The 23,045-nt window shown below is 71.2% G+C and carries 22 protein-coding genes; 10 read left to right on the top strand and 12 right to left on the bottom strand.

The features are described from left to right. Positions 1 to 176 precede the first annotated feature (176 nt). From AB0E85_RS13250 to AB0E85_RS13240, 3 genes are all read right to left on the bottom strand, one after another. Positions 177 to 1,247: an AI-2E family transporter gene (locus AB0E85_RS13250; protein ID WP_361925642.1), complete on the bottom strand. Its 1,071-nt coding sequence runs from the start codon at positions 1,245 to 1,247 to the stop codon at positions 177 to 179. An 85-nt stretch (positions 1,248 to 1,332) separates the two neighbouring features. Beyond that, positions 1,333 to 2,310, bottom strand: coding sequence for a pirin family protein (locus tag AB0E85_RS13245; RefSeq protein ID WP_107456413.1), 978 nt, complete (start codon positions 2,308 to 2,310; stop codon positions 1,333 to 1,335). Positions 2,311 to 2,485: 175 nt separating this feature from the next. Then, complete coding sequence (locus AB0E85_RS13240; RefSeq protein ID WP_361925640.1) at positions 2,486 to 3,985, bottom strand: MFS transporter; 1,500 nt, start codon at positions 3,983 to 3,985, stop codon at positions 2,486 to 2,488. Between the two features lie 160 nt (positions 3,986 to 4,145). Between AB0E85_RS13240 and AB0E85_RS13235 the strand changes: the two genes are divergently transcribed. After that, entirely contained in the window at positions 4,146 to 4,883 is a 738-nt protein-coding gene (locus AB0E85_RS13235) for a TetR/AcrR family transcriptional regulator (RefSeq protein WP_361925639.1), read from the top strand. 13 nt (positions 4,884 to 4,896) lie between these two features. Here the strand turns inward: AB0E85_RS13235 and AB0E85_RS13230 are convergent, their stop codons facing one another. Continuing rightward, entirely contained in the window at positions 4,897 to 5,364 is a 468-nt protein-coding gene (locus AB0E85_RS13230) for an SseB family protein (protein ID WP_053670262.1), read from the bottom strand. A 122-nt stretch (positions 5,365 to 5,486) separates the two neighbouring features. On the opposite strand from AB0E85_RS13230, the gene AB0E85_RS13225 reads away from it, so the two are divergent. The 4 genes from AB0E85_RS13225 (at position 5,487) to AB0E85_RS13210 (ending at position 9,971) form a co-directional block, all read left to right on the top strand. Then, positions 5,487 to 6,302 (top strand): intradiol ring-cleavage dioxygenase, encoded by an 816-nt coding sequence (locus AB0E85_RS13225; protein WP_361925636.1) that lies wholly within the window; start codon positions 5,487 to 5,489, stop codon positions 6,300 to 6,302. Between the two features lie 134 nt (positions 6,303 to 6,436). Beyond that, positions 6,437 to 8,263 carry an acyl-CoA dehydrogenase gene (locus AB0E85_RS13220; protein WP_361925634.1) on the top strand — a complete coding sequence of 609 codons (1,827 nt, stop codon included), beginning with the start codon at positions 6,437 to 6,439 and terminating at the stop codon, positions 8,261 to 8,263. Between the two features lie 75 nt (positions 8,264 to 8,338). Continuing rightward, a complete protein-coding gene (locus tag AB0E85_RS13215; RefSeq protein ID WP_361925632.1) occupies positions 8,339 to 9,631 on the top strand; it encodes a M18 family aminopeptidase in 1,293 nt (430 codons plus the stop codon). Positions 9,632 to 9,719: 88 nt separating this feature from the next. Next, positions 9,720 to 9,971 (top strand): DUF6458 family protein, encoded by a 252-nt coding sequence (locus AB0E85_RS13210; RefSeq protein WP_161369506.1) that lies wholly within the window; start codon positions 9,720 to 9,722, stop codon positions 9,969 to 9,971. On the opposite strand, the gene AB0E85_RS13205 is transcribed toward AB0E85_RS13210, so the two are convergent. Continuing rightward, positions 9,947 to 10,354 carry a cupin domain-containing protein gene (locus tag AB0E85_RS13205; RefSeq protein WP_361925629.1) on the bottom strand — a complete coding sequence of 136 codons (408 nt, stop codon included), beginning with the start codon at positions 10,352 to 10,354 and terminating at the stop codon, positions 9,947 to 9,949. The genes AB0E85_RS13210 and AB0E85_RS13205 overlap by 25 nt on opposite strands. A 52-nt stretch (positions 10,355 to 10,406) precedes the next feature. On the opposite strand from AB0E85_RS13205, the gene AB0E85_RS13200 reads away from it, so the two are divergent. Then, positions 10,407 to 11,405 carry a helix-turn-helix domain-containing protein gene (locus AB0E85_RS13200; RefSeq protein WP_361925627.1) on the top strand — a complete coding sequence of 333 codons (999 nt, stop codon included), beginning with the start codon at positions 10,407 to 10,409 and terminating at the stop codon, positions 11,403 to 11,405. Beyond that, positions 11,402 to 11,893, top strand: a complete 492-nt coding sequence (locus AB0E85_RS13195) for an LURP-one-related family protein (protein WP_361925625.1) — start codon at positions 11,402 to 11,404, stop codon at positions 11,891 to 11,893. The genes AB0E85_RS13200 and AB0E85_RS13195 overlap by 4 nt, the downstream gene beginning before the upstream one ends. Before the next feature lie 22 nt (positions 11,894 to 11,915). On the opposite strand, the gene AB0E85_RS13190 is transcribed toward AB0E85_RS13195, so the two are convergent. Then, a complete protein-coding gene (locus AB0E85_RS13190; protein ID WP_361925623.1) occupies positions 11,916 to 12,713 on the bottom strand; it encodes a carbon-nitrogen family hydrolase in 798 nt (265 codons plus the stop codon). 181 nt (positions 12,714 to 12,894) lie between these two features. On the opposite strand from AB0E85_RS13190, the gene AB0E85_RS13185 reads away from it, so the two are divergent. Continuing rightward, the gene (locus AB0E85_RS13185; protein ID WP_361925621.1) at positions 12,895 to 13,719 is read left to right on the top strand and encodes a maleylpyruvate isomerase family mycothiol-dependent enzyme; all 825 of its coding nucleotides are present in this window, start codon (positions 12,895 to 12,897) and stop codon (positions 13,717 to 13,719) included. Between the two features lie 273 nt (positions 13,720 to 13,992). After that, positions 13,993 to 14,736, top strand: a complete 744-nt coding sequence (locus AB0E85_RS13180; protein ID WP_361925619.1) for a methyltransferase — start codon at positions 13,993 to 13,995, stop codon at positions 14,734 to 14,736. 1 nt (position 14,737) lies between these two features. Here AB0E85_RS13180 and AB0E85_RS13175 read toward each other — a convergent pair whose 3' ends face one another. Together AB0E85_RS13175 and AB0E85_RS13170 are read right to left on the bottom strand one after the other, a co-directional pair. Continuing rightward, on the bottom strand, positions 14,738 to 16,033 hold the full coding sequence (locus AB0E85_RS13175) for an MFS transporter (protein ID WP_361925617.1): 1,296 nt from the start codon (positions 16,031 to 16,033) through the stop codon (positions 14,738 to 14,740). Continuing rightward, a complete protein-coding gene (locus AB0E85_RS13170) occupies positions 16,030 to 16,680 on the bottom strand; it encodes a GntR family transcriptional regulator (protein ID WP_361925615.1) in 651 nt (216 codons plus the stop codon). Before AB0E85_RS13170 ends, AB0E85_RS13175 begins: the two co-directional genes overlap by 4 nt. Positions 16,681 to 16,888: 208 nt before the next feature. Between AB0E85_RS13170 and AB0E85_RS13165 the strand changes: the two genes are divergently transcribed. Next, the gene (locus AB0E85_RS13165; RefSeq protein WP_361925613.1) at positions 16,889 to 17,788 is read left to right on the top strand and encodes a serine hydrolase; all 900 of its coding nucleotides are present in this window, start codon (positions 16,889 to 16,891) and stop codon (positions 17,786 to 17,788) included. A 57-nt stretch (positions 17,789 to 17,845) separates the two neighbouring features. On the opposite strand, the gene AB0E85_RS13160 is transcribed toward AB0E85_RS13165, so the two are convergent. The 4 genes from AB0E85_RS13160 to AB0E85_RS13145 all read right to left on the bottom strand — a co-directional run. Beyond that, positions 17,846 to 18,652, bottom strand: coding sequence for a twin-arginine translocation signal domain-containing protein (locus tag AB0E85_RS13160; protein WP_361925611.1), 807 nt, complete (start codon positions 18,650 to 18,652; stop codon positions 17,846 to 17,848). Between the two features lie 72 nt (positions 18,653 to 18,724). Then, positions 18,725 to 20,959: a glycoside hydrolase domain-containing protein gene (locus AB0E85_RS13155; RefSeq protein ID WP_361925609.1), complete on the bottom strand. Its 2,235-nt coding sequence runs from the start codon at positions 20,957 to 20,959 to the stop codon at positions 18,725 to 18,727. A 154-nt stretch (positions 20,960 to 21,113) separates the two neighbouring features. Next, positions 21,114 to 22,568 carry a dihydrolipoamide acetyltransferase family protein gene (locus tag AB0E85_RS13150; protein WP_361925607.1) on the bottom strand — a complete coding sequence of 485 codons (1,455 nt, stop codon included), beginning with the start codon at positions 22,566 to 22,568 and terminating at the stop codon, positions 21,114 to 21,116. Between the two features lie 10 nt (positions 22,569 to 22,578). After that, on the bottom strand, positions 22,579 to 23,045 hold a 467-nt coding region (locus AB0E85_RS13145; protein ID WP_361925605.1), incomplete at its 5' end, for a transketolase C-terminal domain-containing protein.

The raw sequence follows: 23,045 nt of genomic DNA, 5'->3' as shown, positions 1-23,045 counted from the left end.
CTGGTCACCGTAACGGGCACAGCCGAGGCGCCGACGGCCCCTGGTCACCGTAACGGGCACAGCCGAGGCGCCGACGGCCCCTGGTCACCGTAACGGGCACAGCCGAGGCGCCAACGGCTCCCGGTCACCGTAACGGGCACAGCCGAGGCGCCAACGGCCCCCGGTCGCCGTACCGGTCACGGCCGGGGCGCCGACGGCTCCTGGTCGCCGTAACGGGTGCGCAGCTCCTGCATCACGCCGAAGGCCGCCGCCGTGAGCGGCACGGCGAGCAGCATGCCGAGCACCCCGGCGACGGACGCCCCGGCCGTGATCGTCACCATCACCAGCGCCGGATGCATCTGCACGGTCCGGCTCTGGATCATCGGCTGGAGCACATGCCCTTCCAGCACCTGCACGGCGAGGACCACGCCGAGCGCCCACAGGGCGATGACGAACCCCCGGTCGGCCAGCGCGACCAGCACGGCCAGGGCCCCCGAGATGACGGCGCCGAGGTAGGGGATGTACGCGCCGACGAAGACCAGCGCACCCAGCCCGGGCGCGCCGGGCACGTCGAGGACGAGCAGCCCGACGGTGATGAGCACCGCGTCGATGAGGGCGATGAGGGTCGTGCCGCGCATGAAGCCTTCGACCGCGCTCAGGGCCCGGCGCGCCATGGCCTCCAGGGTGTCGGCCGAGCCGCGGGGCGCCAGGGACCGCAGGGTCCCGGCGGCCTTGTCGGAGTCGCGCAGGAAGAAGAAGACGAGCAGCAGCGCGAGGACGGCCATGGCGATGGACTCGCCGACCACGCTGACGCCGCTGATCACGCCGGAGGCGGCCGTGCCGCCGAACTTGCCGAGCAGTTCCCGGGCGTTGGAGGCGAGGTCGTCCAGCGAGGTGCCGGCCGCTCCGAAGTGCTCGGAGACGCCCCGGGCGGCCTCCTTCAGCGAGGCGACGATCTCGTCGCCGGTGTCGATGAGCGCGGCGACCACGATGTACACGGCCCCGCCGACCACGGCGACCACCGCGACACAGGTCAGTCCGGCCGCGACCGACCGGTGCACCCCGGCCTTCACGAGCCGTCGGTGCAGCGGCCCGAGCAACGCCGTGCCCAGCAGCGCCAGCAGGACGGGCACCACTGCCGTCCGGAACTCCGCGACCAGCCGGATGCCGACGTAGACGACCCCGGCGGCGAGCAGGAGCAGCGCGCACCAGGCGGCGAGGCGCCGGGCGGGGCCGGGGAGGAGCGGGGCCTGCTGGGAGTCCTGCACCCCTCCACCCGATCACGCGCCCGGCGGGCCGTCCCGTCAGGGAGGCCCGCCAGGGTGACGGAGCGTCAGCCGCCCCTGGTCCGCGTCAGCCCTGCGGGCCGCCCGCGGTCATGCCGTGCACCGCCGGCACCGTGCCCAGGCGGCCCTTCTGGAAGTCCTCGAAGGCCTGCATGAGCTCGTCCTTGGTGTTCATGACGAACGGGCCGTAGTGGGCCATGGGCTCGCGGATCGGCTGTCCGCCGAGCAGGACGACTTCCAGGTCGGGGGTGTTGGAGTCCTGCTTCTCGTCCGCGCGGACGGTCAGCGAGGAGCCCGCTCCGAAGACGGCCGTCTGGCCCATGTGGACCGGGCGGCGGTCGGGGCCGACGCTGCCGCGGCCGGCCAGGACGTACGCCAGTCCGTTGAAGTCCTCGCGCCACGGCAGCGTGAGTTCCGCACCCGGCGCGACGGTCGCGTGGACCATCGTGATCGGCGTGTGCGTGATGCCGGGGCCCGCGTGCCCGTCCAGCTCACCGGCGATGACCCGCAGCAGCGCGCCGCCGTCGGGGGTGGTGAGCAGCTGGACGGAGCCGCCGCGGATGTCCTGGTAGCGCGGGGCCATCATCTTGTCCTTGGCCGGGAGGTTCACCCACAGCTGGAGACCGTGGAAGAGCCCGCCGGAGACGACGAGGTGCTCGGGTGGGGCCTCGATGTGCAGCAGGCCCGAGCCCGCGGTCATCCACTGGGTGTCCCCGTTGGTGATGGTGCCGCCACCGCCGTTGGAGTCCTGGTGGTCGAAGATCCCGTCGATGATGTAGGTGACGGTCTCGAAGCCGCGGTGCGGGTGCCACGGCGTGCCCTTGGGCTCGCCCGGCGCGTACTCCACTTCGCCCATCTGGTCCATCATGATGAACGGGTCGAGGTGGCGGTAGTTGATCCCCGCGAACGCCCGGCGCACCGGGAAGCCCTCGCCCTCGAAACCGCTCGGAGCGGTCGTGACGGCCAGCACGGGACGTGCCACGGCGTCGGCGGGTGCGGTCACGCGGGGCAGCGTCAACGGGTTCTCGACGGTCACTGCAGGCATGTCGGTTCCTCCTCGTGTACGCCCAGTTTAGTTGAGCGTTGAACTTCTTGCCACCCCGAACAGAGAAAACCGGGAGGACATTCCCACCCGGGGGACGGCGCAGCGAACCACGGGAGACCGGCATGGCGAAAGGCCGTCACCCCGCAGTGGGATGACGGCCCTCGTGCGTTCCGCGTCAGGCGACGAGGTCGCGCTCCTCGCTCACGGCCCCGGCGGGCTCACTCTTGCGGTCCCGCATCACCAGCGTGGCCACGACGGCCGCCGCCAGGACACCGACCGCGCTGATCGTGAAGGTCGCCGCCATCGAGTCGGCGAAGGCCTCCCGGGCCTCCCTGATCAGCCCCGCGTCACCGCCGGCCACGGCCAGGGCGCCGCCGATGGACTCCCGGGCCTGCTCCGGGGCGCCGGCCGGCATCTCGTCCGTGTAGCCGGAGGTGAGCAGGGAGCCGAGGATCGCGATGCCGAGGGCGGTGCCGGACTGCTGGATGGTGTCGTTGAGGGCCGAGCCGACGCCCGCCTTGTCCTCCGGGATGGTGCCCATCAGCGCGGCCACCGCGGCCGGCATGGCCAGTCCCGCGCCCAGCCCCAGGATCCCCAGCGCCACGGCCGGGACCGTGAACCCGCTGCCGACGCCGAGCGTGGTCAGCAGCCCGAAGGAGACGGCCATCAGCAGCATCCCGCCGAGGATGACGAACCGGTTGCCGACCCGCACGGCGAGCTGCGCCCCGGCCGCGTTGCCGGCCAGCGCGGCCACCGCCAGCGGCAGGAAGGCGAGACCCGCCTCGACCGCGGACCAGCCGAGGACGAACTGGAGGTACTGGGTCAGCACCAGCAGCAGGCCGGCGTTGCCGATCTGGACGAGCGCCAGGGAGAGCGAGCCGCCGCTGAAGTTCCGGTGCTTGAAGAGGACCAGCGGCACCATCGGCGACGGGGTCACGTTCTGCCAGGTCACGAAGCCGGCCAGGGCGATCACCGCGACGGCCAGGACGAGCAGGGAGCGGCCCTCGAACGCGCCGTGCTGCGGAATCTCGATGATCCACCACACCAGGGCCGTCATGCCCACCGCGGACAGCACCGCGCCCAGCGGGTCCGGCTTCTGCCACGGCGCCTTCGACTCCGGCATCAGCAGGACACCGGCCAGCAGCGCGAGCCCGACGATCGGCACGTTGATCAGGAAGATGGCCTGCCAGGCGAAGTGGTCGATCAGCACCCCGCCGAGGACGGGGCTGCCGACCAGACCCAGCATCGACACCGAGCCCCACGCGGCCATCGCCTTGGGCCGCTCGTCCTCGTCGAACACGGTGATCAGGATCGACAGCGTCGAGGGCATGATCAGCGCCCCGCCGACGCCCATCGTGATCCGCAGCGCGATGAGCTCGCCCGGGGTGGAGCAGAACACCGCCCCCAGTGAGGCCGCCCCGAACAGCAGCAGCCCGATCAGCATCACCCTGCGGCGCCCGAAGCGGTCTCCCAGGCTGCCCGAGGTCAGCAGCAGCCCGGCGAAGACCAGGGTGTAGGAGTCGAGGATCCACTGCATGTCCTGGGCGCTCGCCCCGAGGTCCTCGGTCAGCGCGGGCACCGCGACCGTCAGCGCCATGTTGTCGACGACCAGCACCAGCGTGCTGAGGCACAGCACGATCAGGATCCACCAGCGCCGTGGATTGCGAGCGTCCATTTCCTCTTCCCCTCCTGCGAACATCCTGCGAACCCCTGCGAACACCGTTCCTTCGATGCGCACACTGTACGCACAGGGGAACGCTGTGCGCAATCCTTGAGTTCTGTACGCTGACTGCGCACGCTGTTCGCACCCAGAGGGTCATTCAGGAGGAGCGCCCATGAGCAGGAGCAGGACGTCGGACAGGAGCCCGATCCCGTCCGTGTGGACCCGTGAACAGCGCCGGACCGACCAGCCCGCGCTCAGCAGGGACGCGATCGTGCGCGAGGCGATCGCGATGCTCGACGCCGAGGGCATCGAGGCGCTCAGCATGCGCAAGCTCGGCGCCCGTCTGAACGCCGGCGCGACCTCTCTGTACCGGCACGTCGCCACGAAGGACGAGCTGATGGAGCTGGCGGTGGACGAGGTCGCCGCCGAGATCCACGTCCCGCCGGCCGGCGGCCCCGACTGGCGCGCGGCGGTGACCGAGGCGGCCGGGTCCTTCCGCACGACAGCGCTGCGGCACCCCTGGCTGACCCTGGTCCTCGGCCAGGCCGGGCTCGCCTACCTGGGGCCGAACTACATGAGTTTCTCGGAGCGGCTGGCGGCCCTCTTCACGGCCGCGGGGTTCCCCGAGCCGAGCCGGGCGATCGACGCCGTCTTCTCGTACGTCATCGGCATGTCCACCACGGAGGCCGCCTGGCTCACCACGGTCGCCCGCTCGGGCGAGACGGAGTCCGATTTCGTGGCCCGGCTGCTGCCCGCGGCCCAGCAGGCCTCGGCCGGCTACGACCACCTGGCGGCCGCGGGCCCCGAGACCAGCGCCCAGGCCGCCGACCCCGCGAAACTGCGCGACGACAAGTTCGCCTACGGCCTGGAGGTCGTCCTGGACGGCCTGGCGCTACGCCTGCCGAAGTGACTACGAGCCGGCCTCAGCCGCCGTACATCCGGCGCATCGCGAACTCGACCATCTGCTCCACGGCCTTCGCGTCGAACACCATCCGGTGCTCGCCCTCCATGTCGAGGACGAAGCCGTAGCCGGTCGGCAGCAGGTCCAGCACCTCCGCGCCGGTGATCACGAAGTACTTGGACTCCTTGCCCGCGTACCGGCGCAGCTCCTTGAGCGTGCTGAACATCGGGATCACCGGCTGCTGGGTGTTGTGCAGCGCCAGGAAGCCGGGGTTGTCGCCGCGCGGGCAGTAGACCTTCGACGTCGCGAAGACCTGCTGGAAGTCCTCGGCGGCCATCTGCCCGGTGGTGAAGGCGCGCACCGCGTCCGTGAGGGAGGGCGGGGACGGCTCGGGGTACAGCGGCGGCTGCTGCCCGTACCCGCCGGACATCGGCTGCTGCGGAGGGGCGTACTGCCCTTGCGGGCCCGCTGTCTGGTCGTAGCCGTACATGAGCGCAAGCGTACCGAGAGCCGACGGGCCGGAGGGCCGGTACGGCCCCGACGGCAAACCGACAGCGAGTTGACAGCGCCCGCCGTGTGGATCGCCGCGGCCGCCGCTCGTAGCGTCGTGTCATGAACGGACGCCATGACCAGAGCCCGCCCGAGCACGACGGAGGCCTCTCGTACGACCTCCCGGTCCTCGCCCGCCGCCGGATGATCCGGCTGATGGCGGGGGCGAGCCTGGTCCCGCTGGTGGGCTGCACGTCGCAGGAGAAGCCCTCGGCGTCCGCGTCTTCCCCGCCTTCCTCCTCGGCGGCGTGCGCGGAGATCCCCGAGGAGACGGCCGGGCCCTTTCCCGGCGACGGATCCAACGGCGTGAACCTCCTGAAGGAGAGCGGTGTCGTCCGCAGCGACATCACCAAGAGCTTCGGCGGCTCGGCGGGCGGCACCGCCGAGGGCGTCCCGTTGACGATCACGCTGACGGTGGTGGACGCCGCCTCCGGCTGCGGCACCCCCAGGAAGGGCGCCGCCGTCTACGTCTGGCAGTGCGACCGGGACGGCGCCTACTCCCTGTACTCCGAGGGCGTCACCGACGAGAACTACCTGCGGGGCGTGCAGGAGAGCGACGACAAGGGGCGGGTCACCTTCAGGAGCGTCTTCCCCGGCTGCTACCCGGGGCGCTGGCCGCACGTCCACTTCGAGGTCTACGGCAGCCTGGCCGACGCGACAGCGGCCACCTCGATCACGAACACCTCACAGCTCGCCTTCCCCAAGGACGTCTGCGACGAGGTGTACGCCACGGACGGGTACGGCGCCAGCGTGCGGAACCTGAGCGGTCTCTCCCTTGAGAGCGACGGCATCTTCAGCGACGGTCACGACCGGCAGCTGGCGACGATGCGGGGCAGCAGCGCGGCCGGCTACACCGCGACCTTGACCGTTCCGGTGTGACCTGTCACAGATGACCGGATGGGGTTGCGTCTTATTACTGGCGGGTAGCATCATCGTAGCTACTTGTTGGTACGTGAACTAGCGCGAGGATCCAGTGCCTCGCCGATCTCTCTACGGAGCCGGGAGCCGTCGCCATGGGGCACTACAAGTCGAATCTCCGCGACATCGAGTTCAACCTCTTCGAGGTACTCGGGCGCGACAAGGTGTACGGCACCGGTCCGTTCGGGGAGATGGACGTCGAGACCGCGAAGAGCATCCTTGAGGAGCTCACCCGCCTCTCGGAGAACGAGCTGGCGGAGTCCTTCATCGACGCCGACCGCAACCCGCCGGTCTTCGACCCGGAGACCAACACCGCGCCGGTCCCCGCGTCCTTCAAGAAGAGCTACCAGGCCTTCATGGACTCCGAGTACTGGCGCCTGGGCCTGCCCGAGGAGATCGGCGGCACCACCTCGCCCCGCTCCCTGATCTGGGCGTACGCCGAGCTGATCCTGGGCGCCAACCCGGCCGTGTGGATGTACTCCTCGGGCCCGGCGTTCGCCGGCATCCTCTTCGAGGAGGGCAACGAGGTCCAGAAGCACATAGCCAAGGTCGCCACGGAGAAGCAGTGGGGCTCCACCATGGTGCTCACCGAGCCCGACGCGGGCTCCGACGTGGGCGCCGGCCGCACCAAGGCCGTGCAGCAGGAGGACGGCTCCTGGCACATCGAGGGCGTGAAGCGCTTCATCACCTCCGGTGAGCACGACATGTCGGAGAACATCCTCCACTACGTGCTGGCCCGCCCCGAGGGCGCCGGCCCCGGCACGAAGGGCCTGTCCCTCTTCCTCGTCCCGAAGTACCTCTTCGACTTCGAGACCGGCGAGCTGGGCGAGCGCAACGGCGTCTACGCCACGAACGTCGAGCACAAGATGGGCCTGAAGGCCTCCAACACCTGCGAGATGACCTTCGGCGACCAGCACCCCGCCAAGGGCTGGCTGATCGGCGACAAGCACGACGGCATCCGCCAGATGTTCCGCATCATCGAGTTCGCCCGCATGATGGTCGGCACGAAGGCCATCTCCACGCTGTCCACGGGCTACCTGAACGCGCTGGAGTACGCCAAGGAGCGCGTCCAGGGCCCCGACCTGGCGAACTTCATGGACAAGACGGCCCCCAAGGTCACCGTCACCCACCACCCCGACGTGCGCCGCTCGCTGATGACGCAGAAGGCGTACGCGGAGGGCATGCGCGCCCTGGTGCTCTACACGGCCTCCGTCCAGGACGAGATCCAGGTCAAGGAGGCCGCGGGCGAGGACGTCTCCGCCCTGGAGGCCCTGAACGACCTGCTCCTGCCCATCGTCAAGGGCTACGGCTCCGAGAAGGGCTACGAGCAGCTCGCCCAGTCGCTCCAGACCTTCGGCGGCTCCGGCTTCCTCCAGGAGTACCCGATCGAGCAGTACATCCGGGACTCCAAGATCGACACCCTCTACGAGGGCACCACGGCGATCCAGGGCCAGGACTTCTTCTTCCGGAAGATCGTCCGCAACCAGGGCGCCGCGCTGAACTCCCTCGCCGAGGACATCAAGAAGTTCCTGGCGCTCGGTGAGGGCGGCGAGGAGCTGGGCGCGGCCCGCGAGCACCTGGCCAAGGCCGCGGTCGAGCTGGAGGCCATCGTCGGCCTGATGCTCACCGACCTCGCGGCCACCGAGCAGGACGTCAAGAACATCTACAAGGTGGGCCTCAACACCACCCGCCTGCTGATGGCCTCCGGCGACGTCGTCGTCGGCTACCTGCTGCTCAAGGGCGCCGCGGTGGCCGCCGAGAAGCTGGAGACGGCCTCCGCCAAGGACAAGTCCTTCTACACCGGCAAGATCGCCGCAGCGAAGTTCTTCGCCGCCAACGTCCTGCCGGGCGTCACCCTGGCCCGCAAGGTCGCCGAGGGTGTCGAGCTGGACCTGATGGAGCTGGACGAGGCCGCGTTCTAGATCATCACGTCCGCTGTCCGAGGGCCTGTTCCCTTCCCGGGGGAACGGGCCCTCGCCCGTCGTTAAGGTGTCCCCATGACCGAACCAGCCCGCTTCGACCGCGGCCACACCGACGACCTCATGACCTTCCTGGCGGCGAGCCCCACGCCGTACCACGCCGTGGCCACAGCCGCCGAGCGACTGGAGAAGGCCGGCTTCAGGCAGGTCGCCGAGACGGACGCGTGGGACGGGACGAGCGGCGGCAAGTACGTGCTGCGCGGCGGCGCGATCGTCGCCTGGTACGTGCCGGAGGGCGCGGCGCCCCACACGCCGTTCCGGATCGTCGGCGCCCACACCGACTCCCCCAACCTGCGCGTCAAGCCGCTCCCCGACAGCGGGGCGCACGGCTGGCGCCAGGTGGCCGTGGAGATCTACGGCGGACCGCTGCTCAACTCCTGGCTGGACCGCGACCTGGGCATCGCGGGCCGGCTGACCCTGCGCGACGGCTCGACGCGCCTGGTCAACGTGGACCGGCCGCTGCTGCGCGTGCCGCAGCTCGCCATCCACCTGGACCGCTCGGTGACGGCCGACGGCCTCAAGCTCGACAAGCAGCGGCACATGCAGCCGGTCTGGGGCCTCGGCCGCGACGTGCGCGACGGCGACCTGATCGCCTTCCTGGAGGAGACGGCCGGCATCCCCGCGGGCGAGGTCACCGGCTGGGACCTGATGACGCACTCCGTGGAACCGCCCGCCTACCTGGGCCGCGACCACGAACTGCTGGCCGGCCCGCGCATGGACAACCTGCTGTCGGTGCACGCCGGCACGGCGGCCCTGATGGCCGCGGCCTCCGGGAACCCGGCGTCCATCCCGGTCCTGGCCGCCTTCGACCACGAGGAGAACGGCTCCCAGTCGGACACCGGCGCGGACGGGCCGCTCCTCGGCAACGTCCTGGAACGCTCGGTCTTCGCCCGCGGCGGCTCCTACGAGGACCGCGCCCGCGCCTTCGCCGGCACGGTCTGTCTGTCCTCCGACACGGGCCACGCGGTCCATCCCAACTACGCGGAGCGGCACGACCCGACGCACCACCCGCGCGTCAACGGCGGCCCGATCCTCAAGGTCAACGTCAACAACCGCTACGCCACGGACGGTTCGGGCCGGGCGGAGTTCACCGCGGCCTGCGAGGCGGCCGACGTGCCCTTCCAGTCGTTCGTCTCCAACAACTCCATGCCCTGCGGCACCACGATCGGCCCGATCACCGCCGCGCGGCACGGCATCAGGACGGTCGACATCGGCGTGGCCATCCTGTCGATGCACAGCGTGCGCGAACTGTGCGGCGCCGACGACCCGTTCCTCCTCGCCAACGCGCTGACCGCGTTCCTGGAGAGGTAGAACGAGCCGTCACCGCATGGGTGTTCGCCCCGGGGGTACCCGGTGTTCCGGGACCGGAACGACCGGACCGTACAGGGAGGCGACACACATGGGCCTCGGCGGATGCATCATCCTCATCGCCGTGGGAGCCATCCTCACGTTCGCGACCGACTGGGACATGCAGGGGGTCAACCTCGACCTGGTCGGCATCATTCTGATGATCGTCGGACTGATCGGCGTCACCACGTTCAGCAGCATCGCCAGGCGCCGACGCGTCGTGGTGCCCCCCACGACCCCGGTCGTGGACGACCCGGCGGTGCATCACCGCCGTGACGGCTACAGCGACGGGTACGGGGTGTAGGACCGCCCCGTGGTGGCGTCCACATGGGCCGGGACCTCGTCGTGACGGTCGCCGACCGTCAGCGTGCCGGTGGGCTCGAACATGAGGATCGCCGTGGGGACGGAGGCGGACGGCTTGTGTTCGGTGCCGCGCGGCACCGTGAAGACGCTGCCCCGGGGCAGGGCCACCGTGCGTTCCCCGGCCGGCTCGCGCAGGGCGATGCGGAGTTCACCGTCGAGGACGAGGAAGAACTCGTCGGTGTGGTCGTGGACGTGCCAGACGTGTTCGCCCTCCACCTTGGCGATGCGCACGTCGTAGTCGTTCACGGCGGTGACGATGCGGGGACTCCAGCAGTCGGTGAAGGAGGCCAGCGCCTGGGCGAGGGAGACGGGTTCCTGGGTCATGAGGTGATCCTGCGGGGTGCCGCGGACGTCGTGCGAGTGCTAGGAATCGCACATGTCGCAAGGATCCTCGCAGCGCCCGCACCGGGTCGCCGTGATCGTCGACGAGGGCACCAATCCCTTCGAGGTCGGGGTGGCCACCGAGCTGTTCGGGCTGCCCCGGCCCGAACTGGGGCTGCCGGGGCCGTTGTACGAGGTGACGCTGTGCGCGCCCGTGCCGGAGATCCGGATGAACCACGGCTTCTTCACGCTCACCGGCGTCCGGGGCCTGGACGCCGTGGCGGAGGCGGACACGCTGGTCGTGCCGGGCCGGCCCGACAACGTCGTACCGCGCGGCCCCGACGTCCTCGACGCCATCCGGCGCGCACACGCGCGCGGCGCCCGGGTCATGAGCTTCTGCACCGGAGCCTTCGCCCTCGCCGAGGCCGGGCTGCTGGACGGGCGGCGGGCGGCGACGCACTGGCGCTGGGCGGACTCCTTCCGCCGACTGCACCCGAAGGTGCTGCTGGAGCCGGACGTGCTGTTCGTCGACGAGGGCAACCTCCTCACCGCGGCGGGCAGCGCGGCCGCACTCGACCTCGGGTTGCACATCTGGCGGCGGGATCACGGCGCCGAGATCGCCAACCACGTCTCCCGGCGGCTCGTCTTCGCCGCGCACCGGGACGGCGGACAGCGGCAGTTCGTCGAACGGCCGGTGCCCGAGGTGCGCGACGAGTCCCTGGCGCCGCTGCTGGCGTGGGCGCAGGAGCGGCTGGGCGAGCCGCTGACGGTCGCGAACCTGGCCGCACGCGCGCGCGTCAGCCCCGCCACGCTGCACCGGCGCTTCCGCGCCCAGCTGGGGACGACACCGCTGGCGTGGCTGACCTCGCAGCGCGTGACGCTGGCCTGTCGGCTCATCGAGCGGGGCGAGGAGCGGCTGGAGGTGGTGGCGGCCAGGAGCGGGCTCGGCAGCGCCGCCAACCTGCGGGCGCGGCTGCGGCAGGCGACCGGGCTCAGCCCGTCGGCCTACAGGCGGCGTTTCGGAAGCGGCGGCGGGGAAGCCCTGGTGTCATGAGATTCCTCGTGTACGACCGGCTCCTCGGCTTCGGTGACGACTACTGGATCGAGGACGACCACGGCAACAAGGTCTTCCTCGTCGACGGCAAGGCCCTGCGGCTGCGGGACACCTGGGAGCTGAAGGACACCCAGGGGCGCGTCCTCGTCGACATCCACCAGAAGATGCTCGCCCTGCGCGACACCATGGTGCTCCAGCGCAGCGGGGAGCCGCTGGCGACGATCCGCAGGAAACGGCTGTCCCTGCTGCGCAACCACTACCGGGTCTCCCTCGCCGACGGCAACGAGCTGGACGTCAGCGGAAAGATCCTCGACCGGGAGTTCGCCGTCGAGTACGACGGCGAACTGCTGGCGGTGATCTCCCGGCGCTGGCTGACCCTGCGCGACACGTACGGCGTGGACGTCGTCCGCGAGGACGCCGACCCGGCGCTGCTGATCGCGGTGGCCGTGTGCGTGATCCACCTGGCGGAGAAGGAGCGGGAGGACTGACCCGCCGAGCCGCCGCCCGTTCTCAGGGCCGGCGAGGGGGCTGGAGGCCCAGCAGCCGGTCCTTCAGGGCCGGGAACTGCTCCCGGGTCGCCGCGACCTTCCCCGGGTCGAACTCCACCGTGAGGACCTCCTCGCCGGCACCGGCCTGCGCCAGCACCTCGCCCCAGGGGTCGACCACGATCGAGTGACCGGCCTGGGGAACTCCGGCGTGCGTCCCGGCCGTTGCGCAGGCGAGGAGGAACGACTGGTTCTCGACCGCCCGCGCCTGGGCCAGCAGCGTCCAGTGGGAGCGGCGGCGCTCCGGCCAGCCCGCCGACACCACGAGCGTCTCGGCTCCGGCGTCCACGAGACCGCGGTAGAGCTCGGGGAAACGGAGGTCGTAGCAGGTCGACAGGCCGAGGGTCGTCGCGGGCAGACGCACCGTCACCAGCTCGGAGCCCGCGCCCATCAGCACGGCCTCGCCCTGGTCGAAGCCGAAGCGGTGGATCTTGCGGTAGGCGGCGGCCAGATCGCCGGAGGGGGAGAAGACCAGGGAGGTGTTGTAGAGCGGCCCGTCGGGGTCCCGCTCCGGGATGGAACCGGCGTGCAGCCACACACCCGCGTCGCTCGCGGCCTTCGCCATCGCCTCGTACGTCGGCCCTTCGAGCGGCTCGGCCTCGCGCCCGAACTCCTCGTAGGCGAAAGCACCCGTGGTCCACAGCTCCGGCAGGACGACGAGGTCGGCCCCGGCCTGTTCCCGGACCGTCGCCGCCACGCGCCGGCGGCGCGCTTCGACCGATTCGTCCTCGTTCACGGCGATCTGGATCACAGAGGCGCGCACACTACCACCGTCCTGGCATTCGAGCCGTCCACACGGGCCTACGATCGTCACACGAAAGCACTGCCGGGGTGCCTCACAGCAGCGTAACTTAGCTCGCAAGACGCCCGCCGACAGCCGCCACCTCCCACTGGCAACGCCGCCACCACCTGCCCGTGACCGAACCGCCGAGGGGTCCCGTTCCGTGAGTCTGCATCCCACCCTCCAGCCCTACGCCGACGCCTGGACCCACTCCATCGAAGCGATATCCGAGCTGCTCCAGCCGCTCGCGGAGGCCGAGTGGAACCGGCGGACGCCGTGCCCCGGGTGGTCGGTGCGGGACGTGGTCTCCCACGTCATCGGTCTGGACTGCGAGATGCTCGGCGATCCGCGCCCCATCCACAGCCTGCCGCGCGACCTCTTCCACGTCACCAACGAGCACCAGCGCTACATGGAGATGCAGGTCGACGTCCGCCGCCACCACACGGCGCCGGAGATGACCTCCGAGCTGGAGTACGTGATCATCCGCCGCAACCGGCAGCTGCGCAACGAGTCGCGTGACCCGGGCACGAAGGTGCGCGGGCCGCTCGGCAGCGAGCTCACCCTGGAGGAGTCGATGCGGCGGCACGCGTTCGACGTGTGGGTGCACGAGCAGGATCTGCGCACGGCCCTCGGCCGGCCCGGCAACCTCGACTCCCCCGGCGCGCTGGTCGCCCGGGACGTGCTGCTCGGCGAACTCCCGCGCGTGGTGGCCGAGGACGCGCAGGCGCCGCGCAGCTCGGCGATCGTCTTCGACGTGCACGGGCCCGTCGAGTTCCTGCGCACGATCCGCGTCGACATCCAGGGCCGCGGCACCCTGGAGACGGCCCCGGCCCTCGGGCCCGCCGCGACCCTCACCCTCGACTGGGAGACGTACGTCCGCCTGGCCTGCGGCCGCGTGACCCCGGAGTCGGCCTCCGACCGCCTGAAGACGGAGGGCGACCCGGAACTGACGGCGGCGATCCTGAACAACTTCACGGTGACGCGCTAGGGATGCCCCCGGCTGCGGGCATGCGTGCCGCCCCCGGCTCGGGGCACGCGCAGCCGCGCGGACGCGGGCACGCGCAGCCGCCCGGCTGCGGGCATGCGTGCCGCTGAGGGCGGCACAGGTGGGCGTGGGGGTCCCCCCTGCTCGAGCGAGGCCGAGAGCTTGGGGGAGGCACCCCGCTACGCCGGGCTGCGCACCCGCCCCGCCTCAGCGCCGACGCCCAGGGCCCGAAAACCCCATGCCGTCGCCCCACCCCGACGCATACCGTCCCTGGCCATGACCACACCACCCCACCGCAGCCGCCTCACCTTCCACGGCCCCCTGTCCGAGGCCCGCGCGGACGCCCTCGTGCAACGCCTCACCCGCCACCGCCCCACCACCGTCCTGGACATCGGCTGCGGCTCGGGCGAACTGCTGCTCCGCGTCCTGGCCGCCGCGCCGGAGGCGACCGGCACCGGCATCGACCTGGACACCGACGACCTGGCGCGGGGGAGGAAGGCCGCCGCGGACCGCGGACTGGCCTCCCGCGTCCGCTTCGTGGAGGAGTCCGCCACCGGAACCACCCGTGGTCCGGCCGACCTCGTCCTGTGCGTGGGGTCGAGCCAGGCCCTCGGCGACCGACTCCCCGACGCGCTGGAGGAACTGCGCCGCCTGGTCACCGACCACGGCCGCGTCCTGCTCGGCGAGGGCTTCTGGGAGCGCACCCCCACCCCCGGCGAACTGTCCCGCATGTGGCCGGACGCCGCCGTGACGGACCACCCCGGCCTCGCGACGCTCATCAGCACGGCGATCGCCGCGGGGTTCCGGCCCGAGTGGACCGAGACGGCGAGCCTCGACGAGTGGGAGGCTTTCGAGTCGGGGTACCTCGCGGACACCGAGGTGTGGCTCGCCGAGCACCCCGATGACCCCCTGGCGGCCGAGACCCGCGAGCGCGTCGACCGGCACCGCGCCAGGTGGCTGACCTACCGCGGCGTCCTGGGCCTCGCGTACCTCACCCTCGTACCGGTGGCGGCCCGCTGATCTACACGGGCACGTGCACCGTCTCCACCCGGCTGGCCACCAGCCGCTCCCGCTCCCGCCGCGCCGCCTGCCCGCGCAGCCGCAGGATCTGGGAGACGCCGACCGCCTGGAGCACGAACACCACCGAGAAGGCGAGGGAGTAGTCGTCGCCGGTGGCGTCCAGGAGCACACCGATCGCGAACAGCGTGGTCATGGAGGCGACGAAGCCGCCCATGTTGGTGATGCCGGAGGCGGTGCCCTGCCGTTCGGGCGGGTTGGCCGGGCGGGCGAAGTCGAAGCCGATCATCGACGCCGGTCCGCACGCCCCGAGCACCGTGCACAGCACGATCAACAGCCACATCGGGGCGCGGGGCCCGGGGTAGGCGAGCGTCGCCGCCCACAGGGCCGCCGTCGTGCCGACCGTGCCGAGCGCGAGCGGCAGCCGCGCCCCGTGGTGCCGGGCGACGATCTGGCCGTAGACCAGGCCCACCACCATGTTCGACAGGACGACGAGGGTGAGCAGTTCGCCGGCCACCGCACGGGACAGCCCCTGTGCCTCGACGAGGAACGGCAGGCCCCACAGCAGCAGGAACACCATCGCGGGGAACTGGGTGGTGAAGTGCACCCAGAGGCCGAGCCGCGTCCCGGGCTCGCGCCAGGAGGCGGCGATCTGCCGCCGTACGTAGGCCGCGCCCTGGTGCGGGAGGGGCTCCGGCTCGTGGCCCTCCGGGTGGTCCTTGAGGAACAGCAGCACCAGGACGAGCACCACGGCACCAGCCGCCGCGCTGCCCGCGAACGCCGCCGTCCAGCCGATGCCGTGCAGCAGCCGGGCCAGGACGAGCGTGGAGACGAGGTTGCCGGCCATGCCGACCAGTCCCGCGAACTGGGCGACCAGCGGCCCGCGGCGGGCCGGGAACCAGCGGCTGCCCAGGCGCAGCACGCTGATGAATGTCAGCGCGTCACCGCAGCCGAGCAGCGCGCGGGAGGCGAGCGCCATGCCGTACGTGGGGGAGAAGGCGAAGCCCAGCTGTCCGGCCGTGAACAGCACCGCGCCCAGCGCCAGCACCTTCTTGGTGCCGAGGCGGTCGACCAGCAGGCCGACGGGGATCTGCATGCCCGCGTAGACCAGCAGCTGGAGGATGGAGAAGGTGGAGAGGGCCGAGGCGTTCACGTGGAAGCGGTCGGCGGCGTCGAGGCCGGCCACGCCCAGGGACGTGCGGAAGATGACCGCGACGAAGTAGACCGAGACGCCCGTGCCCCAGACGGCCAGGGCGCGGCGGCCGCCGGGCGGGTCGCCGGGTATCGCGACGGCGCTCATCGGACCTCTCCCCGGGCCAGGTGCGAGAACCAGCCGATGTGCCGGTGGACAAGGCCGACGGCGGCCTCCGCGTCGCCGGAGCGCAGCGCTTCGAGGATCTCCTCGTGCTCGGCGAGGGTCTTGGCGATGCGGTCCGGGTGGGAGTGCATGACGGCGACGCCCATGCGCAGCTGGCGGTCGCGCAGCTGGTCGTAGAGGCGGGAGAGGATCTCGTTGCCGCCGCTGCGGACGATCTCGGCGTGGAAGCAGCGGTCGGTGACGGCGGCCCCGGCGAGGTCCCCGGCGGCGGCCTGCTTCTGCTGCCGGGCCAGCAGCTCCTCCAGGCGCTCGATGAGCCCGGCGGGCGCGGGCACGGCCTTGCGCGCCGCGTGCTCCTCGACGAGCAGCCGCGTCTCGACGACGTCGGCGATCTCCTGCGCGGAGACGGGCAGGACGAGGGCGCCCTTCTTCGGGTAGAGCCGGATCAGCCCCTCGACCTCCAGCCGGAGCAGCGCCTCGCGGACCGGTGTGCGGGAGACTCCCACGGCTTCGGCGAGCTCGCCCTCGGTGAGGAGGGTGCCGCCCTCGTAGCGGCGCTCCAGGACGCCCTGTTTGACATGGGCGTAGACGCGGTCGGCGGCGGGCGGTTGCTTCACGGCCAAGGTCATGCCGACAGCATAGATACAACAGGGACGCATGAAGGGATACGTCCAGAATGCGGACTTGTATGTCACACATCTGTGGCAAAGCAGGGGTCCCGCTCGGCAACAGCACAACTTCGTGTGCTAGTTACAAGTCAGACACGTGCGGCCCCTTTCCCCTCGTCCTCAACTCGGCCGCATCGTTGGGGCATTCGACGCAATCGGGGTACTTCACTTGATAACCGGCATTCAGGGCACCCGTTTCCGCAGAGCGGCGGCCGTCGCCGTGACCACCGGCGCCATGCTCGCGACCGGTGCCCTCACCGTCGCGCCGGCGCAGGCGGCCTCGGCGCCCTCCATCGCCGCCAAGGGCGGCTACGTGATGAACAACGCGACCGGCAAGTCGCTCTACACCAAGGCGGCCGACACCCGCCGCTCGACCGGCTCGACCACCAAGATCATGACGGCCCTGGTGGTGCTGAAGCAGTCGAACCTCAACATGGACAGCAAGGTCACGATCCAGAAGGCGTACAGCGACTACATCGTCGACAACAACTACGCGTCCAACGCGAAGCTGATCGTCGGCGACAAGGTCACCGTCCGCCAGCTGCTGTACGGGCTGATGCTGCCGTCCGGCTGTGACGCCGCGTACGCGCTCGCCGACAAGTTCGGCTCGGGCTCGACGCGCGCGGCGCGCGTGAAGTCGTTCATCGGCAAGATGAACACCACCGCCAAGAACCTGGGTCTGAAGAACACCCACTTCGACTCGTTCGACGGCATCGGCCACGGCGCCAACTACTCCACGCCGCGCGACCTGACGAAGCTGGCCAGCGCCGCCATGAAGAACTCCACGTTCCGCACGGTCGTCAAGACGAAGAAGTACACGGCCAAGACGACCACCAAGTCCGGCGGCACACGGACCATGGCTCCGTGGGAGAACACCAATCCGCTGCTCGGCAGCTACAGCGGCGCGATCGGTGTGAAGACCGGCTCCGGCCCGGAGGCGAAGTACTGCCTGGTCTTCGCCGCCACCCGCAGCGGCAAGACGGTCATCGGCACGGTCCTCGCCTCGACCGGCCTGACCGCCCGCAAGACCGACGCCACGAAGCTGCTCAACTACGGCTTCAGCAGGTAGAACGGCATCGAGGGGCCCCGCCGCACACCGCGGCTGGGCCCCTTCGTCATACGCCTCTCACGCCATGCTGCGCTGACGCCGCTCCAGCGCCCGGGCCGCCTTGCGCCGGCCGTTCGACAGCACGTTCACCGCGGAACCCGCACCGGCGCCCGGCTCCAGTTGCCAGCCGCGGATCCGCGCCGCGACCCGGAGCAGCCTCTCGTCACCGGGCCGTACGTCGACGCTGAACAGCGACTCGTCGGGCGTACGGTCGTCACCGCCCCAGCGGACCACTCCGTCGAGCTCGGCGAGGATGTCGCGGATCACGAGCTCCTGCTGCGGGAAGAAGCCGCCCCGGACGCCGCGCGGGTAGAAGCCGGGCCGGATCCGCACGGCCGTGCCGGACGCCAGATTGGACTCGGGCCTGCTCCTGGCGAGAGCGGCGGGGTCGTGCCAGCCCACGACGTCGCCCCGGCGCAGCGGGTCGACCTCGTAGTGGAATCTGCGCACCAGGTGGACGAGGACGGTCTCCACGTCCCCCATGCGCACGGCGACCCCCTTGAGCGGGGTGCCGGGGACGGGGCGGGTGTAGACGGTGCCGCCGTCGTCGGCGACGTTCTCCATCTCCCAGCCGTTGTGGGAGCGCGAGCCCGCCAGCACGCGCCGGGTCCGGTCCTGTGCGCTGCGCAGGGCGTCCCGTACGCGGGCCGGTATGGGGTTGTTCGCGTCGGCGTACGCCTGGGACAGGAAGTGGGACAGGGGCAGGGCGGCCACGCCCACGGCGCCGCCGACGGCGGCGACCCGGCCGAGCAGGGCACGACGGGACAGGACGCGGCGGTGGGCGGCGCCCGGCGCCGACGGTCTGCGAGGGAGGCTGAGCTTCAACGGAGTCTCTTCCTGAAGTTCTCTCTGAAGTTCTGTCTGGAGGTGTCTCTGGAGTTCTCTGCGCACACGCGCTCAGGCGTTGCGGAGGATGCTGTTGTACTTCTCGAAGATCTGGTAGACGGCCAGGCTCTGGTGCGTCTGGGACTCCACGTCGGGGTCCCAGGCCCGGTAGCGGCGCAGGAGCTCGGTGATCTCGAACTCGGCGAGGTCGAGGCGCATGGACCGCGGGGTCGTGACCCGGTCGCCGGGGGGCAGTTGGCCGCCGGGCCTGCCCCGGGTGCCCCACAGATGGATCAGGGCCGCGGTGCGCACACTGAACGCGTTGTCCTTGTTCAGCCGCTGCCACACGGTCCACAGGTCGGCGTCCTTGGCCGGGTCCCGGTGATCGCCGGTGGCGAAGCCCCAGCCGATGCAGTGGTTCCAGGCCTGGATGGCGTCCTCCGCGCTGATCTCGCCGATGCCGGTGTGCGAGTCCCGCACCGAACCCGAGCCCGTGAGGTGGTGGTCGGCGACCTGCTGGTCGGTGGTCTGGTCGGCGAGGCCGTAGTCGCGCATGGCCCAGTACACGACCGTCTGGATCAGCGCCTTGCGCATCGTGTACGTCGTCGACAGCCCGGTGATCAGCCCGTCCTGCTCCTGGATCGCGGCGACGGCCTGCGCGTTGGTGTAGAGCCGTGCGTCGCTGCCGATGCCGCCGGCGTCCGGGCGCCCGATCGACCGCATGTAGCGCGAGAGGTCGGCCCGCAGCGCCGGCACCTGGCGCGCGTCGAAGGCGACGTCCGGGACGGCGGGCCGCGGCGGGTCGAACGAGCCCTGCCCGGTGTCCCGCCCCGAGGCGATGTCGGCGTCGATCTCCAACTGTCCGTCCCCGGAGCCGAGGGTGCGGACGACGAACTGGTCGTAGGCCCAGTCCGCGGGCAGCGGGTACCCGGCGTTGCCGTCGAAGCCCGAGGACATGTCGGCGACGAAACTCGCCGTCGAGTATCCGGCCTCGCCGACCCGCGCACACACGTTGCGGGAGCCGTAGACGCCGATCTCGTACGGGTGGCCGGAGTCCGCCATCGCCTCCTTGACGCCCTTGAAGTGAGGCAGGACGCTCGCGGTGATCTCGGCGTCGATCGCGTCGAAGTCGACGGCGAAGTAGATCCTGGTCCCGCGCCGGAATCCGTGGTCGCGGGCGGCGTTGACCGCCGCGTACCCGGCCGTCCGCCCGGCGACGTAGTCGAAGTCCGCGGCGTCGTTGTTGACGGTCTGGTAGATCGGGAAGCAGCGCAGGCCCTGCTGGGCGATGGTGGCGAGCTCACCTGGCTGGATGGCCTTCTCCGGCAGGGAGGTGGCACTCGGGTTGGTGAGGTAGCGGCCGACGTACGTGATCCCTGCCGCCTTCAGCGACGCGGCCCGGGCCGGGGTGACTTTCGCGATGGTGTCGCAGGCCCCGGCCGGGCGGGACTGGTCGCCGAAGGACGCCAGCAGGGAGGCGAACGTGGCGAAGTCGCCCTCTCCCGTGGCCGGGAGCGCTGCGAAGGTCTGGAAGGCCCGGACGGCGGCGGCGAGGGAGGAGTCGAAGGTGTCCGTGAGGGCCGCGGGGCGCCGGTTGACGACCATCCCGGCCGAGAACAGCTGGACGAACACGCCCTTGTCGCCCTGTTTCACGGGGTGCGACTTCAGACCCGCCTGGGTACCGGGGCCGAAGTTGCCGTTGGCCGTGCCGTCCGCCATTCCCAGCTCGTACTGCACCGCGAGGAGCAGCGCCTTGAGCGTGCTCTTGGACACGAGCCCGTCGCAGGCGACGACGTAGAAGTCCTGTCGCTTCAGGTAGCGGCCGTTGAGCCACTGCTGGACGGCCCTGACCTGTCCGCTGCCGGAGGCGCCGGGGACGTAGGAGTCCATCGTCAGCAGGGCCTTGAAGGCCTTGGGCGTCAAGGCGCTTCCTGGGAAGGCCTGTTCGATGCCCATGTCGGTCTTGAGCCGGGTGACCGCCGCCTGTACCCGTGTACCGTAGGTGCCGTCGAGGTCGCCGTCGTCGTAGCCCTTGCAACAGAGGCCGGCCTGGATGATGCGGCAGAAGTCCGGCGACGGGACGGTGTCCGCGTCGAGCTCGGGGTACTTCGCCGTCAGGGTGCTGAGCGTGGTGGGGCCGAAGCTGTCGGAGAACGCCGTGATGCCCAGCTCGTACTGCAGGGCACGGGTCAGGGCGTACAGGGTCGGCCAGTCGGCCTCGCCCGTCTCCTGCACCGTCGTGCCGGTACGGCTGCCGTACACGGAGTTGACGAACTTCTGGGCCCTGAGAACCATCGGGTCGCGCATGAAAGTTGATCGTATGTCCGGCTAAACCGCTTACTGTGGGGTACTTGGGCGGGTCTGACGCGCTTCTTGTGCTCTGTAGCGCACCTCCGGTCAACCTCCGGAAACACGCCGGCGGCCCCCCGCCCGCCAGGGACAGGGGGCCGCCGCGGTCGGCTCACGCCCAGGTGATGAGGCGCTTGGGCTGCTCCAGGACCGCGGCCACGTCGGCCAGGACCTTCGAACCCAGCTCGCCGTCGACCAGACGGTGGTCGAACGACAGGGCCAGGGTGGTGACCTGACGGGGCTTCACCTTGCCCTTGTGGACCCACGGCTGCGGCTTGATCGCGCCGACGGCGAGGATCGCGGACTCGCCCGGGTTCAGGATCGGCGTGCCCGTGTCGACGCCGAAGACGCCGACGTTGGTGATCGTCACCGTGCCGCCCTGCATGGCCGCCGGGGACGTCTTGCCGTCCCGGGCCGTCGCCACCAGCTCGCCCAGCGACTCGGCCAGCTGCGGCAGGGTCTGGGCGTGGGCGTCCTTGATGTTCGGCACGATCAGGCCGCGCGGGGTCGCGGCCGCGATGCCCAGGTTCACGTAGTGCTTGACCACGATCTCCTGGGCGGCCTCGTCCCAGGACGCGTTGACGTCCGGGTTGCGCTTGATCGCTACCAGCAGGGCCTTGGCGATCAGCAGCAGGGGGTTCACGCGCAGGCCCGCGAACTCCTTGTCCGCCTTCAGCTCCTCGACCAGCTTCATCGTGCGCGTCACGTCGACCGTCACGAACTCCGTGACATGCGGCGCCGTGAAGGCCGAGCCGACCATCGCCGCCGCCGTCGCCTTGCGGACACCCTTGACCGGGATGCGGGTCTCGCGCGCGGTGTCGTGGGACACCGGAGCCTGGACGGCTGCCGGTGCGGGCGCGACCTGCGGCTCGGTGGCCGCCGGGGCGGCGGCGACCGCCGCGTGCACGTCCTCGCGGGTGATGATGCCGTCCGGGCCGGTCGGGACGACCGTCGTCAGGTCGACGCCCAGGTCCTTGGCCAGCTTGCGGACGGGAGGCTTGGCCAGCGGGCGCTCCGTGCCGGCCTGCGCCGCCGGGGCGGCCGCGGGGGGCACGGCCGGGGCCGCGGGGGGCACGGCCGGGGCCGCCGGCGCGTGGCCGTTCAGCTCCGTCTGGATCGCCGTCGAGGCCTGCTGGACCGGGACCTGAGGGCCCTTGCGGGGGCGGCGGCGGGTGGACGAGGTCGCCACCCCGTAGCCCACCAGCACCGGCTGGCGTCCCGAGCCCGCCGCCTGCGGCTCCTCGGCGGGTGCGGCCGCCGCTGGCTGTTCGGCGGCGGGCTGCTCCGCGGCCGGTGCGGCGCTGCCGCCGCCCACGTCCACCGCGATGATCGCCGTGCCCACGTCGACCGTGGTGCCCTCGGGGAAGTGCAGGTCCCGGACCACGCCGTCGTACGGGATGGGCAGCTCGACGGCCGCCTTCGCCGTCTCGACCTCGCAGACCACCTGGCCGTCGGTGACCGTGTCACCGGGCTGGACGTACCACTTGAGGATCTCGGCCTCGGTGAGTCCCTCGCCCACGTCGGGCATCTTGAACTCGCGCACGGACGCTTCCGTCATCGTCGTCACGACCCTCTCCTCAGTACGCCAGCGAGCGGTCGACGGCGTCCAGTACCCGGTCCAGGTTCGGCAGGTACTCCTCCTCCAGGCGGGCCGGCGGGTACGGGGCGTGGTAGCCGCCGACCCGCAGCACCGGGGCCTCCAGGTGGTAGAAGCAGCGCTCCGTGATCCGGGCGGCGATCTCAGCGCCCGAACCGAAGAACACCGGCGCCTCGTGGACGACTACCAGCCGGCGCGTCTTCTCCACCGACGCCTGGATCGAGTCGAAGTCGAGCGGCGAGACCGAACGCAGGTCCAGGACCTCCAGGTTCCTGCCCTCCTCGGCGGCCGCGTCGGCGACCTCCTGGCAGAGCTTCACCATCGGGCCGTAGGCGGCCAGGGTGAGGTCGGTGCCCTCGCGGACCACCTGGGCCTTGTGCAGCGGGCCCGGGATCGCCTCCGTGTTCACCTCGCCCTTGTCCCAGTAGCGGCGCTTGGGCTCGAAGA

Origin of the sequence: Streptomyces sp. NPDC029044 (assembly GCF_040637495.1) — a bacterium.
Lineage (GTDB): Bacteria > Actinomycetota > Actinomycetes > Streptomycetales > Streptomycetaceae > Streptomyces.
The sequence above is the reverse complement of the archived record's forward strand: the minus strand, read 5'-3'. Positions and strand labels throughout refer to the sequence as shown.